This window comes from Hyphomonas sp. NPDC076881 (assembly GCF_050269995.1).
GTDB lineage: Bacteria > Pseudomonadota > Alphaproteobacteria > Caulobacterales > Hyphomonadaceae > Hyphomonas.
This window is the reverse complement of sequence record NZ_JBNNJJ010000011.1, coordinates 1-13,461: the sequence shown is the minus strand read 5'-3', so window position 1 is coordinate 13,461 and position 13,461 is coordinate 1. Positions and strand designations below refer to the sequence as shown.

Annotated in this window: 13 protein-coding genes; all 13 read right to left on the bottom strand. The window is 59.1% G+C overall.

Annotation, left to right across the window (positions count from 1 at the left end):
* Positions 1–56: 56 nt before the first annotated feature.
* Genes ACQKI2_RS12970 through gmd form a run of 13 tightly spaced genes read right to left on the bottom strand, consistent with a single transcriptional unit; the run spans position 57 to position 13,226 of the window.
* Positions 57–986: a glycosyltransferase family 2 protein gene (locus tag ACQKI2_RS12970; RefSeq protein WP_427380086.1), complete on the bottom strand. Its 930-nt coding sequence runs from the start codon at positions 984–986 to the stop codon at positions 57–59.
* Positions 983–1,552 (bottom strand): putative colanic acid biosynthesis acetyltransferase, encoded by a 570-nt coding sequence (locus ACQKI2_RS12965; RefSeq protein ID WP_427380085.1) that lies wholly within the window; start codon positions 1,550–1,552, stop codon positions 983–985. The genes ACQKI2_RS12970 and ACQKI2_RS12965 overlap by 4 nt, the downstream gene beginning before the upstream one ends.
* Positions 1,549–2,946 (bottom strand): Coenzyme F420 hydrogenase/dehydrogenase, beta subunit C-terminal domain, encoded by a 1,398-nt coding sequence (locus ACQKI2_RS12960; RefSeq protein ID WP_427380084.1) that lies wholly within the window; start codon positions 2,944–2,946, stop codon positions 1,549–1,551. Before ACQKI2_RS12960 ends, ACQKI2_RS12965 begins: the two co-directional genes overlap by 4 nt.
* Complete coding sequence (locus tag ACQKI2_RS12955; RefSeq protein WP_427380083.1) at positions 2,943–4,112, bottom strand: polysaccharide pyruvyl transferase family protein; 1,170 nt, start codon at positions 4,110–4,112, stop codon at positions 2,943–2,945. Before ACQKI2_RS12955 ends, ACQKI2_RS12960 begins: the two co-directional genes overlap by 4 nt.
* Positions 4,113–4,164: 52 nt before the next feature.
* Positions 4,165–5,319 carry a glycosyltransferase gene (locus tag ACQKI2_RS12950; RefSeq protein WP_427380082.1) on the bottom strand — a complete coding sequence of 385 codons (1,155 nt, stop codon included), beginning with the start codon at positions 5,317–5,319 and terminating at the stop codon, positions 4,165–4,167.
* Positions 5,320–5,375: 56 nt separating this feature from the next.
* Positions 5,376–5,966 (bottom strand): acyltransferase, encoded by a 591-nt coding sequence (locus ACQKI2_RS12945; protein ID WP_427380081.1) that lies wholly within the window; start codon positions 5,964–5,966, stop codon positions 5,376–5,378.
* Between the two features lie 21 nt (positions 5,967–5,987).
* Positions 5,988–7,385 (bottom strand): O-antigen polymerase, encoded by a 1,398-nt coding sequence (locus tag ACQKI2_RS12940; protein ID WP_427380080.1) that lies wholly within the window; start codon positions 7,383–7,385, stop codon positions 5,988–5,990.
* A 10-nt stretch (positions 7,386–7,395) separates the two neighbouring features.
* Positions 7,396–8,217, bottom strand: a complete 822-nt coding sequence (locus tag ACQKI2_RS12935) for a sulfotransferase domain-containing protein (protein WP_427380079.1) — start codon at positions 8,215–8,217, stop codon at positions 7,396–7,398.
* Complete coding sequence (locus ACQKI2_RS12930; RefSeq protein WP_427380078.1) at positions 8,214–9,503, bottom strand: lipopolysaccharide biosynthesis protein; 1,290 nt, start codon at positions 9,501–9,503, stop codon at positions 8,214–8,216. The genes ACQKI2_RS12935 and ACQKI2_RS12930 overlap by 4 nt, the downstream gene beginning before the upstream one ends.
* Positions 9,500–10,363: a sulfotransferase domain-containing protein gene (locus ACQKI2_RS12925; RefSeq protein ID WP_427380077.1), complete on the bottom strand. Its 864-nt coding sequence runs from the start codon at positions 10,361–10,363 to the stop codon at positions 9,500–9,502. The genes ACQKI2_RS12930 and ACQKI2_RS12925 overlap by 4 nt, the downstream gene beginning before the upstream one ends.
* An 11-nt stretch (positions 10,364–10,374) precedes the next feature.
* Positions 10,375–11,358: a GDP-L-fucose synthase gene (fcl, locus tag ACQKI2_RS12920; RefSeq protein WP_427380181.1), complete on the bottom strand. Its 984-nt coding sequence runs from the start codon at positions 11,356–11,358 to the stop codon at positions 10,375–10,377.
* Between the two features lie 7 nt (positions 11,359–11,365).
* Entirely contained in the window at positions 11,366–12,124 is a 759-nt protein-coding gene (locus ACQKI2_RS12915; RefSeq protein ID WP_427380076.1) for a glycosyltransferase family 2 protein, read from the bottom strand.
* 7 nt (positions 12,125–12,131) lie between these two features.
* On the bottom strand, positions 12,132–13,226 hold the full coding sequence (gene gmd / locus ACQKI2_RS12910) for a GDP-mannose 4,6-dehydratase (RefSeq protein WP_427380075.1): 1,095 nt from the start codon (positions 13,224–13,226) through the stop codon (positions 12,132–12,134).
* Positions 13,227–13,461: the final 235 nt, after the last annotated feature.

Genomic DNA, 13,461 nt, shown 5'->3' with positions numbered 1-13,461 from the left:
AGACAAATAGTCGGCACTGGCGCGGAGCCAGTTGTGTTGGGAATGGAGAGGTTTAGCTACACGCCGGCCTGTGGCTCGGCTGGCGGGAGAGGGGTAATGCCGGTCAGCGCTTCAATTGCCGCGGGGATGCTGATGCTGTGTTCGTTCGCATAACGGCGAATTTCCATGACCTTCGCATCGACCAGCGTGCGATACCAGAATCCCTGAAGCACATGGAAATACCATCCGGGCCTTCCATCCAGAAAGCCGAACCTGAACACATAACGCCAGATGAAGTAGAGCGCTGCGCGCAGACTTGCCGGAATGCGCCTGTAAAGATGATGTTTCAGGAAGCGTTTACGGCGGGCCTGGGCACTGGCCCCGGCCCCTTGCAGCGTGCTGACCGGGAGAAAGCCATGAACTTCGTTGAGCTGTTCGATGGCTTCCCGGCTGGCATAGCCATTGTGCTTTGCGGTCCACCAGCCAAGAGAATTGAGATTGACGTCTGCAATCACGATGCCGGAGCGGTCTACCCGGCCCCGCACAAGGATATGCTCGTCCATCCATCGCTGTTCACAGCGCCCCGCATCAGCCCGCCAAAGACGCAGCTGCCAGCTTGGTTCAACAGCACCGTGACGAATCCGCCGGCCAAGAAAATGAATCCGGCGCATGACCACGAAAGCCTGCACCTCCGGCGCCGCGCGAATGACGGCCTCTCGCAGGCTTTCGCGGCTGTCCTGGGACAGCACTTCGTCGGCATCTATACGGAACAACCAACCTCCGGAACCGGATACCTGGTCGATGGCGAAGTTCATCTGCTGGGCATGATTGATGAACGGGTTGACGATGACGCGGGCGCCGAGATTTTCGGCAATCTCGCAGGTTCGATCTGAAGATCCGCTGTCAACCACTGTTACTGATGCGCATTGGTCCGACAGGCTGCGGATACACCGCTCAATGTGCATTTCCTCATTCAGCGTAAGGATTATGGCGTGGATGTCGTTCATTGCAACAGCTCGGATTGAGCCAGGACGCGCGCTTTGATGGTGGCGGCCGGATTGCCGCCAACAACTGTCCAGGGAGGCACGCTTTTCATGACCACGGCGCGGGCTGCTGCGACGCTGCCCTCGCCAATCTCAACGCCTGGTCCGATCATCGCTTCGGCGCAGACCCAGGCATGTTGCCGGATATGGATGGGCGCGTGTGTCAGAGGGCGGGCAAGCAGGCGGATGTCATGGGATGCGGAACACAGGTATGAACGCTGGCTGATAGTGACGTGATCGTCCAGCCTGATCAGGGCGACATTGTAGCAATCGACGCCTGCTGCGAGGCAGACATAATTCCCGACCTTCAAATTCCAGGGAGCCCAGATGCGGCAGTCTGAAGCGATCTTGCATCCATGGCCAATGCGCGCTCCAAACAGCCTCAGGACCATAATCCGCCAGCCATTGAATCCGTAATCTGGCGTCCAGCTGAAAAGCAGGATGCGGGCCAGCCCCCACAAGCGGCGTGAGACCTTGTTGCCGATCGACAACCGGTCCTTATACAGTCGTTCTGTCGATGTAACTGTCATGATCTCCGCCCCTTTGAAAGAATATGCCGGATACGAACCGAAAGGATGCGGGGGGCTGCAGACACCAGTTCCACAAATCTCAGCCGCTGCATCGCCCGGCGCACGGAGCCGGCATAAATCCCGAAGTCTCCGGCGCTCCGGGCCCGGACGAAGGCCTCCCGGGAGATCAGGGAGACCCCCTGACGCAGCGTATAGATGAGGCGGCGCAGGGGGGAGGGAGGGCGGACATTGAATGACCGCTTGACTGGATGCCACTCGCCCCGCGCCTGCTTGCCTGCAAGGCGATAGGCGAGCCCTTCGCGTCTGTGCCTGAAGCCGCCGGATTGGGCGTCTGCTGCCTGCCGCGCGCTCATCGGTGTGAGGCTTAGCCGGCCCGCATCGAAGGCTGCGTGAATCAGGGCCTCCAGATAGGTGCTCCGGATAACAATCATGTTCTTTCCCCGCCAGTCAAACTGGTATTCGGGGAGCCATGCATCGCCTACGGTGAGGTCGGCTGTCTCACCGACGACATCGTCACAGAAGTCGCAGGCACGCAGCATCATGGCGCCGGTATTGAACCTTCCTCCGGCGATGCTGGCGGCATCGCGGACAAGAAAGTCATCCGAGCCGCGTGCTCTGACGGCGAAATGGTAGGACTTGGCGGGAATATCTTCGCCCTTTTCTCTGAACCGGATGGCGGCGAGCTCTTCAGGTGGGATTCCAGCGCCCCAACCCAGGGAAAGAGACCAGTTGACGCTCTTGAGGTGGCCACAGACCAGCCCGATCGTGAAGGCGATCCGCTCGTTGAGACGGGGGTCAAGTGTCTGCAGGCGCCGGATTGCCTTGACGAAGCAGGGGACGCCGATGAACAGGTAACGTCCGGGGGTTTTCAGGACTTCCTCCAACACCCCGGACATTTCCACCACATGATAATGAGAGTGCGCGGCTGCGGCGACGTCTTCCACGGTCCGGCTTATGCCGTAGGCATAAAAAGGGCCCCCTGGAGGGGCGGGAGAAACAGGCCGCGCATGAATGATGCCGTCTATCTGGCCAGTACGAAGCAGTTCCGCAGCGAGCCACGAGACCATGCCTCCGGAGCTGCCATTGGCACGCCATTCGGCTTCCTCAACATGCGCAGCGGAGATGGAATTGTAATAACCCAGTTCGCGGCTCGACTGTTGGCGGCCGTCGAGAAATGTCTCGGCAAGGTGGTCCTCATCAAGCTCAGGGGCAAGGAAAGGGCAGGCCTTTTCAAGCTGTGACGGGGAAGCGGCGGCCGCAAGATCGGGTTCATACTCACCATAGGGGGTAAGGCGCATTTTTCCGCCCGGTCCACCGGGGAGGGCGCAGGCACCGCAGCCGACGCAATATCCGCCATCACGGACTTTTTTCAGATCAGTCTGGGCGTCGCTCACGATGCCGGCTCCTGTTCCGGTGACCGGGCGCGGAGAGCGGCGGCAAGCTGCATCTGCAGGAACTGCTCGCCATCCTTTCTCTGCGACCGGAGGCGCTGCTCTGTCTGTAGCCAGTTGATGGGCGTCTGGAGAAGCTCATCAATGCGGTGTTCGTTATATTCCGTAACCAGACGATCTTCCAGACCGGCAAGCATCAGGAGGTTCCGGATTCGCTCTGACAAACCCTGCTTGGCGCCAGGGAGGGACGCGGCAATGAAAGGCCGTTGCAGGATAATCGACAGGGCGATGCCGTGAAACGAATTTGAAACCACGAGCGCAGACCGCTCAATTCCCGCCAGCCAGTCTATGGGCGAGGGGTAGATGGTCTTTCCGATCTTCGGCCATCGGCGGGCGGGGTTGAAGGGAGAAAGGACTTCAGCTTCGAGCCGGGAGGCAGCCTGGCGGCAAATGGCGGCCACCGGTTCGCCTGCGCGCAGCGCATAGCTGAATATGTGCCCGCTAGGACCGGGGCCTGCATGGGCGAGCAGGCTGGAAAAATCGCCAAGCAGAAGTGTCGGGTCGGGAACACAGACGGCATTCCTGCCGGAAATGGCGCTCACAATGTCGATCCCGCTCTGCTCACGGACGGAGATGCCATCGAGGCCGGCCAGCAGCCCTTCCGCTTCCGCGTGAAAGGCGGGATCGAGCGTGGCCCGTCCGAAGCTGGCGGCATAGGAGAACCTGTAGCGGCGACCCGCACCCGGAATCTGAAGGAAATATACCGGATCCAGCCCCCGCTGGGCGGAAGGGTTCCAGATCTGATCACTTCCGCAGACCAGAACATCGGGCAGATCTCCGCCCGCCACGTCTTCCATGGTTTCGAGGGAGGGACCGGATACGCCGAGATGATCCTTCCGGAATTGTTCGAAGCTTTCAACATAGGGGCGATTGCCGAACAGTCGTCGCTGCAGGGCGGTCAGCCGCATATAGAGGATCGTCGCATTCTTCTTCCATTTTCGCAGGTCCCAGGGAGCATCAAAGGGGCCGCCGCTCTCAACATAGGCCGGGTGATAGTTTACGAATTGGGCATCGTGGCCCTGGCCGCGCAGCCATGCACGCAGCGCGTAGGCCTGCATGAGCGCGCCATAGCTGTCGGCAAAATGATATGTCAGTATACCAACCTTCATGGATCGGCTCCGGAATTGCTTGTTGAGAGGGGGCAGTTGAGAGCAGACGGGTTCAGCTTAAATGGACGTGGCTCGGCTTGACGCCCTCTCCGCTCACCCAGCGGTAAACATCGATCATCATTTCCGCGAGTTTGGGCCAGGCGAACTCATTTTCCATCCAGGCCCGGCCGCGCATCCCGAGTTGCAGGCGGTCCTCGTCGGGCACGCTCATGGCCGCCAGCAAGCTTTCAAAGAGCGGCTTTTCGCCAACTGAATGCCACCATCCGCATCTGTGTTCGATAAGACCGCTCCAGGGCGCGCCTTTCGAGCAGACTACGGGTGTACCTGCAGCGAGCGCTTCAGCGACGGTCATCCCGAAGTTTTCGTCGAGTGTGGGGAGAACGAAGATGTCTGCCTCACTATAGCATTTCTGTTTTTCATCGCCGAAGACCGGACCACTCAGACGGGCGCGGGAGAGGCTGTGGCGCGCAATAAATTCGCGGCACTGCCTGGCATAGTCTCCCTCGTCGGGGCCGGCGATCTTGAGGTGCCAGTCCGGAAACAGAGGTTCGAGCATGGCCCATGCCTTGAGCAGGGTGTCGACCCCCTTCTTGGGGTGAATACGGCCGAGAAAGAGGAGGGTCCGCTCCCGCTCTGCCGGCAGCCGTTTGGCCATTACCGGCATGTCGATGCCATTGGGAACGATCGCGATTGGCTGCTTCATTCCGAAGGCGCGGATATCTTCTGCTTCCTTTACGCTGGTTGCGTGCCAGCAGATTACGGCATCGGCCGCAGCCCTTTGCCAGAGCGACCAGAAGACTTTCTTTTTCTGCTTTGAGAAGTTCAGGGCGGATGCTCCGAGCATTCCCCGCGGCGCCATGATCAGAGGATTTCGGCTGCGCCGGGCTGCGTCTCCGACATAAACATTCGGCATCATCCATAATCCGTGTCCGTGCAAAACTGGTTTGGGGTCACTGAGCAGATAGGTTCGCATGGATGATGATGCGCCGAGCGATTTCAGGACGGGAAGAGTGGCGTAATCTCTGCGGAACTCGTGGCAGATCACCTTTTCTTCCGGCATCTTGCGGGCACCCAGGGTAACGATATCGACCTGCCAGCCCTGCCTGGCGGTCGCCGCGGCCATGGAGGGCACGGAATAGGCCAGCCCGTTGGCCTCGTCCGTTATCGAAGTTACCACGTGACGTACGGATCGGTATTGCGTGTCCATCCGCTTGGCGCTCGCTTATTCTTCTGGTGTTTGAACCGGTGGCGGTTGGCCTGCGCTCAGGCCGGTTGGCTGGGCGCTTGAGCGGCGGCGTCCGTGTCTGGCGGCACCGTCCCGACCTGACGGGCCGGACAGCCCGCCATGATGGCGGCGGGGGGCACGTCGCGGGCGACAACGGCGCCGGCAGCCACGATGGCGCGATCTCCGATAACGCGGCAGGAAGGCAGGATGATTGCCCGTGTGCCTATCCACACGTTCTGGCCGATTACCTTGGGAATGGCCATCGGAACAGACCGCGGATCATATCCATGGTCATGCGTATATACGATGGAGTCGGATGATATCAGCGTGTTGTCCCCGATAGTGAGGCCGCCGGAGCTATCGAGATTGACCCGGCTGTTGATCTGCACATTGTTTCCCAGCTCACAGCGGCTGTCCCGCAACTCCCCGGCAATCGTCACGCCTTTCTGGAGAAAGCAACGCTTGCCGAGAGCGACGTTGCGCGGATCGCGTATATAGACACCGCGCGCGATGATGCTGCCCTTCCCGCAGCGTTTGAGAGCGGGGGCGTGGGTGAGGGTTGAAACCCTGTCAGCAACGCGCCGGCCGAGCGCCCTGACGCCATAAGTGAGAAGATAGAGAAGGGACATGGAGGGATCTTTCTGGCTGAATCAGGCCGTGGGACTCAGGTGTTTTGTGTGCGGGGCAGGGCGCAGGGATCGCGGGGAGGAGCGGCGTTTGGTCAGGCGCAGGACACCCATGGAAAGCACCAGCACCGTCAGCGTCGAAACCACCACGCCCCCGAAGGTGCTTTGCAGGCAGCCGGTGATGAAGGGCATGCCGATCACGGGGTAGATAACGAGGCCGTAGCGTTTCAGCAGGCCCTTACCGCTCAGAAAGAACGCTTCGAACCGCCGGAAAATGATGCCGAGGCCCACACCGACAAAAATTCCGCCCCAGCCGAAGTTCAGGAAAGCCTCGCCCGGCCCGGTCGGGTTGATGCCGCCAATGGTGCCCGCCATTCCGAGAACTTCCTGTTTGACGAAAGGTCCCAGGGAAATTGCCGGCTTGTCTGGCCATATCTCCCTGGGAACAAACCCTATGATCCAGTTCACGTAAGACTGTCCACGGAGGATCAGGTCCGTGTCAAACCGGTCAATAATGATGGCGGACATACCGAAATCAAAGAAATAGGTAGACAGCAGAATTTGCCCCACCATTACCATGGGATCGAATGCGGCTTCGGAGAGATCACCCTTGGTGCTGCGCAGGACTGTCAGCAAGGCGAAGATGGCGAGGATGGCACCGGCGCCGCAAAGCCCATAGAGGACAAATTTCCAACGGATGCGGCCACCCAGTATGAAATAGATACTGGTCAGGCACATGGCGATGCTGAGCAGCTCAAGCCGTTTGCCCTTTACCAGGATGCTGATCAGGACGATGGCCGCAATGATCACAAATCCGTACAGATATATTTTCCGTTGGCGGATGAAAAGTAAAGCAAAGAATACCGCTAGGGCGACCCATGCCAGTTTTCCAAATACCTTGATGGCGGCATTGCTTGCGCCATACCCTTCCACCCCTTCGATCCTCTGTATCTTGGTCTGGTTCATGGTGTGCAGCGTATCAAGGGAGAGCGTTACTTCTGACGGATCCTCGAACCTGCCGGTGACAAGTGTTGAGACCGTGACGAGCGCTGCGAGCCCGCCAATCAGGAGAAGCAGTCTGGGGCGGCCAATCCGCGACATGGACAATCGGGCCAGCGAGGCCCCATCCTGCGGAGTGCGCTCGCGGATGGCCAGCACGTATCCAAGGCAGATACAGACGGTGAATCCCAGTGTGTAAATATAGCCCAGATAGAGAGAGCTGTCCGAATAGATGAAGCGGTACATGAACGCTTCTCCAGGAAGGATCAGCATACCAATGGATTTCAGAAATGTTCCCATGAAGGCGTAGAATGCAAGCAGGTGCAGGGGCGAGAACCACTTGATCATGCCGTACCGGCTGGCCACGCGCAGCGGGATCAGCCAGATGGGCAAGGCCAGCAGGATGAAGAGGATGCCGCTCATGCTGTGGGCCTCAGGTCCGGTAGCCGGCGAGTTCGAGCGCCTTGCCGAACCTGCCGGCGAACTTGTCCTGCAGACCAGCGGGCATTTCGTGTTTCCAGGCGCCGGCCAGGCCCTGGCGTTTCGTGCTGGTCTCGTCGGTTTGTCCCGGCTTGCGTCCGGTCTGGACTTCAAAAGTATTTCGCCAGACGGCGAAGCGGATGACTTCGTCCGGAGCCGGGCTACCCTTGAGCTGCGCAATGCCAGCTGCAAGGGCTGCTTCAGGTGTTGACCGCAAGTCCTCATAGCGGAACAGCGTCACGTTTGGGGGAGTATTGGTCAGCCAGGCAGTGACATGGGTGGCCCAGTTCGCTCGGGAGCCGGATGCGCGCCGGGTCCATTCTTCAAAGAAGGCGTTCATCTCCGCTTCGTCCGAAAGCTTTCCGTTCAGGGACGGGTGGAACCTCAGTATGGACGCTCTAATTCCCGGATCTGCGCTGCGCGCCGCGTTCCGGTTCTTGAAGTAGTGGGACATGAAGCAATCCCTCCCATCGCGCAGAACGTAGATGGCCTTGTGGTCCCGGATGAGGCGGTGATCATGGCTGTGAATGACTGCGCGGAAGGTGATCGGAAACATGGAGAAGCGCGGCGCCGGAACCTGGAGGGCATCTGCCACCATGTCGCGCACCCAGTTCCCACCGGAGCGGGGGTATTCTGTGAGCACAATGAAGGGGGGCTTCCCAGGCCGCCGGAGCGCCCATTCATAGTTTACCTTCGCCGATGTGGCGCGCATGGCCCACGCAATCCGCCCACGGATCGCAGGGCGGGCCGGCAGGTTCAGGTCAGGTTTGGTCATGTCTGTGTCCGGTGGCCGAGAAGGGAAAAGATGGAAGTGTCAACGCCAAGCCTGCGCTGGACATCCAGCCAGATGAGGACATTCATTAGGATCGTGGATGTTGCCATGGCCACGGCCACCCCCGTGATGCCCAGGGCGGGAGAGAGGGAAACGAGAAGCGCGGATCCGGTGACCAGGGCAATCAGGCGCGCCCGAAGGGCCAGATGTTCAAGGCGGCATTGGGCGGCAATCAGGAAGTTCGCACCAAACCCGACATTCGCCAAACCACCCATCGTCAAAACAAGGAAGGTCATGAGAGACTGGGTATCAACGGGAATGTGATACCAGGAGAACAGCGCCGGTGAGGCTAGGAGAAGGGTAACGCCCAGCGCGAAGGCCGGGACGAGCGCGATCGTCAGGCCTTCCTTGGCTGACTCTTTCAGCGCGATGCGGTCGCCCGAGGCAAACGCTTTGGACGCTTCTACGGCGATACTCCAGTTGGCAATGATCTGGGGTAAAGACAGCAGGTTCGCGGCTTTCCGCAGGATCTGGTAACTGCCAAGATGGGCGGGCGTGAGGAATAGACCGCCAATCAGAATATCAATCTGGGCGGCAAGCATGGCTGTCAGGCCTGATCCCCAGAAAGCAAGACTGAAAGGTTGCTTGCCGTTGCCAAAATAGGCGGCCCTGCGTGCACGAAAGGCTGCGATCAGAAGGCCAGCCCCCACCACAAGCACAGCGAGCACGCAATACCCTTCCAGTACGCGCAGCGCGCTGACGGCAGAGTCAGTTGCGGCGACGGCAAAGCCGGATGCCAGAACGATGAGGTGTCCTAGCCCGTCCCGGTAGAACATGGCAGTATTGGCTGCCCCGGAGACCCGGATGGGCACGGCGATATTGGCCACAAGATTGTTCAACCAGCCGCCAAGCACAATAATGAAAGCGAAGTCCGGCGAGGCAAGCGGAAGCAGATCATGGCTGATCAGACTCCGGATGATGAACCAAGCGCCAAATGCCAAAACAGCCGGGCCGGCCGACGCGATCAGAATAACCTGCAGGAGGGCGGGGCCATGCTCGGGCCCTGCCTGACGGGCGGACATTTCTCTCAGCAGATAGCCCGGCCCACCCAGTGATATGAGCGAGCTGACCAGTTGGATGGAAGCCCAGCCATACGCAAAGGCTCCGAACTCGGACCGTTGCATGAGACTGGCCAGCACCAGAAGGACAAGGAGCTGCGCCCCAATGACGCCGAACCTTATCAGGAACAGCCCTCCGCGCCGCTGGAGCGTCTGAAATATCCTGTTCAAGGCGTGCTGTCCTGTAGCGCAGGGGAAGCCGGATCGACTCCGGTGAGTGTCCGGAAACGTTCCATCGAAGGGCGGAGTTCTTCGGCGAGCCCCGATATCATCTCAGAAGATAGCGCAGCAGGCGGAATATCTTTGCTAGTTGTCAGATGAAGCCGCAGGCGGGTCAGGAGTTTTCGCGGAATCAGCCGCCGCAGCTGGCGGCGGTAGAAGGGGCTGGAGATGACGGATCGCACTATGGGCGAACTTGTTGCCCGAATGGCGGTTCTGGGATTGCTTGCTCTGGCTCCCACCTCCACCAGGCCGGGCTCTGCGCCGAGAAAGCTGATCACCCTGTCGATCACCCCGGCGCGATCGCGGGAAAGCTCGTCGAGCGTCAGGACCAGAATTGCGTCGCGGCCAAAGGCGTGGAGCCACGGCTCTATCTGTCTTGCGTAATCACTGATCGAGATAAAGCGCTCATGTGACCGCACAATTTTGTCGAAATCCGTATCCGAAATCCTTCCTGCCATGTAGTCATGCATCAGATGACTGCTGATGCGATCGATTGGATTACGGACAATATATATCAGCTTCAGATGTGGTCCGGCCACCTCCCTGGCAAGGGCGGAGACATCGCCGAACCAGGGGATCATCGTGTACATTGTCGACGCTTCGCCGCACAGCTGATTGTCTGCGGCTCCACGAAAATGGTTCTGATAAAGTGATCGCGCCCGGTTTGCATCCCCGGCCGCATGGTGGAGGATATCCGGTTCCTTGTCGTCCGGCAGAAAGATGCTTGGGTGACGCGCAAGGTCATCGTACAGGGTCGTCGTACCGGATTTCATTGATCCGATGATCAGGAAGTCAGGAGCTCTGCTCATATGATCCCCGGTCAGACGTCTGTCGCTGCGGGATCGGCCGGGACATCGCGTACCATCCTCGGGGGGGCGCCAAGGAAAGCACGATATGCGTCTGCCAAGCCTTCGCGCAGGCTGATCGTCGGTTCCCAGCCGAGCTGCCTCAGGCGCGCCGGGCTCATGAGTTTTCGCGGCGTTCCATCAGGCTTGTCGGAATCGTAACGGATGGTTCCCTCAAAGCCAACGATCTCCATGATCAGTTTGGCCAAATCGCGGATGGATATGTCTGTGCCCGATCCCACATTGATATGTTCGTCTCCGGAGTAGTTTTTCAGAAGATGTACAAGCGCATCCGCGCAGTCATCCGCATGAAGAAATTCCCGCTTAGGCATACCGCTTCCCCAGATCGTCAAGGAATCGGCCCCCGACAGGCGCGCCTCATGCGCCTTGCGGATGAGCGCAGGGATCACATGCGACGTCTCAAGGTCGTAATTGTCGCCCGGTCCGTAGAGGTTTGTCGGCATCGCGCTGATATAGTCGGCCCCATACTGGCGCCGATAGGCCTGACAAAGTTTGATGCCGGCAATCTTGGCAATTGCATACCACTCATTCGTCGGCTCCAGCGGGCCGCTGAGTAGCGCGCTCTCGGGAATGGGTTGGGGGGCATATTTCGGGTAAATGCAGGAAGAGCCGAGGAACAGGAGCTTCTCGACATTGGCCTTGAAGGATGAGCCGATCAGATTGGATTCGATCATCAGATTGTCATGAAGGAATTCTGCAGGCCGCGTGTCGTTGGCGAGTATCCCGCCGACGCGCGCCGCCGCGACGATCACCACGTCGGGCCGGTTGCTGCGCATCCAGCGTTCCACGCCCTGCTGGTCTCTGAGGTCAAGCACTGTGCGTGCGGCAGTGAGGACCTCGCAATCTTCCCGCTGCAGACGGCGAACAATAGCCGATCCGACCATGCCGGCATGTCCGGCAACAAACACTTTTTTTCCCGCTAGACTGAATTTGCTCATTATCTGGTCACGCTGATTTTGCCGGAGGACGCGCAGCAAACTGCATGATCTTCCGGGCGGGTTTCATGAGAAGGGCGAGGTCGACAGGGCCGCTTCCCAGCCAGCGCCGGCGGGCGGAAAGCGATTCCAGATTGTGATGGATATGGGCGGCGAGGCTGCGCGTGCTTCGCCCGCCCACCGCCATGTTGATCAATACGGAATCGATCCGTTTCAACTTGAAGTCCTGCGTTTCGATGGCCCGTAACATCCAGTCATAATCGGCCGCCGTCTGAAGACTGGTGTCAAAAGGGCCGATAGCTTCGATCACTTTCCGTCTGACATAGAAGGTGGGATGCGCTGGCATCCAGCCTGTGCGAAAGCCCTTGTGGGGTCGTTCTTCCGCCCGCCATTTGCGAACTGTCCGTCCGCTTTCGTCAAGAAAGTCCAGATGTCCGTGTGTGAGATCTGCCTCTTCCAACGCTTCTGCAATCTTTGAGAGCGCTGTCGTGTCCGCATACGCATCATCGGAGTTCAGAACACCGGCCGCGTCGCCTGTGAATAGCCGGAACCCCTTGTTGAGTGCGTCATACATGCCCGCATCGGGCTCACTGAAGAGAAATATATTTTCCGACCTGTAGGCCCTTGCAATCTCCTGGGTTTCATCGCTCGACGCGCCATCCAGAACAAGCATCTCTCGGTCAGGCCAGTCCTGCGAGCAGAAGCTATCCAGCGTTCTGCGCAAAGTCCGCGCGGAGTTGAAAGTTGTGGTCAGTACCGAGATCTTCATGACCGGTTTACTCCGCTGCGCTGAGCGTTTGCTCTTCATCGGGGCGGCGAAGACCGGATTCCAGGGAGACCGCGCGCAGGTCGCTTTCAACCATCTCCGCAACCAGATCCTCAAACGGCGTGCTGGCGGTCCATCCCAGCACGCGGCGCGCTTTTGACGGATCACCGAGCAGCAGATCGACCTCTGTGGGGCGGAAGTATCTTGGATCGATTTCGACTAGCGGGCGCCCGGTTGCCGCATCAAATCCTACCTCGTCGATGCCCTGACCTTTCCAGGCAATGGAGATCCCGATGTGCGAAAATGCGAGCTCTACGAAGGCGCGTACGGTGCGCGTGGTTCCGGTTGCGAGGACATAATCATCGGGCACCGGTTGTTGGAGGATCCGCCACATGCCTTCGACGAAGTCGCGGGCATGCCCCCAATCTCTCTTGGCGTCCAGGTTTCCGAGGAAAAGTTTGCTCTGCAGTCCGAGATGAATTGCGGCGATAGCGCGAGTGATCTTTCGTGTGACGAAGGTTTCTCCGCGGGTGGGGCCTTCATGGTTGAAGAGAATGCCGTTGGAAGCATGCATGCCATACGCTTCGCGGTAGTTCACCGTGATCCAGTAGCCATAGAGCTTCGCGGCGGCATATGGGCTGCGCGGATAGAAAGGCGTTGTCTCCGACTGCGGAACTTCCTGCACCTTGCCATAAAGCTCCGAAGTGGAGGCTTGATAAAAACGGACTGACTTTTCGAGCCCGAGAATCCGGATTGCCTCAAGCATCCTGAGCGTTCCAAGGGCATCGGCATTTCCAGTGTATTCCGGCGTCTCGAAGCTGACCTGAACATGGCTCTGGGCCGCAAGGTTGTAGATTTCGTCGGGGCGGGTTTCCTGGATAAGCCGGATCAGGTTGGTCGCGTCGGTCATGTCCCCATAGTGCAGTTTCAGCCGGACATGATCTTCATGCGGATCACGATAAAGATGATCAATGCGGCCTGTATTGAAGGAGGAAGACCGGCGTTTGACACCGTGAACGATGTAGCCCTTGGACAGAAGAAGTTCGGCCAAGTAGGCGCCGTCCTGCCCGGTTATTCCTGTAATGAGTGCTGTCTTCTGTGCCATGATCCGTGTTTCTCCCGCAGGATGCGGGAGCTTTCGCTATCGGGTTATTGTTGCTGAGCCAGGGCTCGGGTGATCAGATGTCAGGCGAGTTCCATATTTCCCGAACTCCGGGAAAGTTCTTCGGGCCGTCCGATTGAGGAGTATTGGAAGCCGCGTTTGGCCATGTCTTCGGGGCTGTAGATGTTGCGCAGGTCGATGACGGTGTTGCCTTTCATGGCGGCCTTGATGCGGCCCA

Bases quoted from the DNA above. Each gene is read 5' to 3' on its own strand.
- ACQKI2_RS12970 (WP_427380086.1), bottom strand. From the start codon at position 986: ATGAACGACATCCACGCCATAATCCTTACGCTGAATGAGGAAATGCAC.
- ACQKI2_RS12965 (WP_427380085.1), bottom strand. From the start codon at position 1,552: ATGACAGTTACATCGACAGAACGACTGTATAAGGACCGGTTGTCGATC.
- ACQKI2_RS12955 (WP_427380083.1), bottom strand. From the start codon at position 4,112: ATGAAGGTTGGTATACTGACATATCATTTTGCCGACAGCTATGGCGCG.
- ACQKI2_RS12950 (WP_427380082.1), bottom strand. From the start codon at position 5,319: ATGGACACGCAATACCGATCCGTACGTCACGTGGTAACTTCGATAACG.
- ACQKI2_RS12945 (WP_427380081.1), bottom strand. From the start codon at position 5,966: ATGTCCCTTCTCTATCTTCTCACTTATGGCGTCAGGGCGCTCGGCCGG.
- ACQKI2_RS12940 (WP_427380080.1), bottom strand. From the start codon at position 7,385: ATGAGCGGCATCCTCTTCATCCTGCTGGCCTTGCCCATCTGGCTGATC.
- ACQKI2_RS12935 (WP_427380079.1), bottom strand. From the start codon at position 8,217: ATGACCAAACCTGACCTGAACCTGCCGGCCCGCCCTGCGATCCGTGGG.
- ACQKI2_RS12925 (WP_427380077.1), bottom strand. From the start codon at position 10,363: ATGAGCAGAGCTCCTGACTTCCTGATCATCGGATCAATGAAATCCGGT.
- fcl (WP_427380181.1), bottom strand. From the start codon at position 11,358: ATGAGCAAATTCAGTCTAGCGGGAAAAAAAGTGTTTGTTGCCGGACAT.
- ACQKI2_RS12915 (WP_427380076.1), bottom strand. From the start codon at position 12,124: ATGAAGATCTCGGTACTGACCACAACTTTCAACTCCGCGCGGACTTTG.
- gmd (WP_427380075.1), bottom strand. From the start codon at position 13,226: ATGGCACAGAAGACAGCACTCATTACAGGAATAACCGGGCAGGACGGC.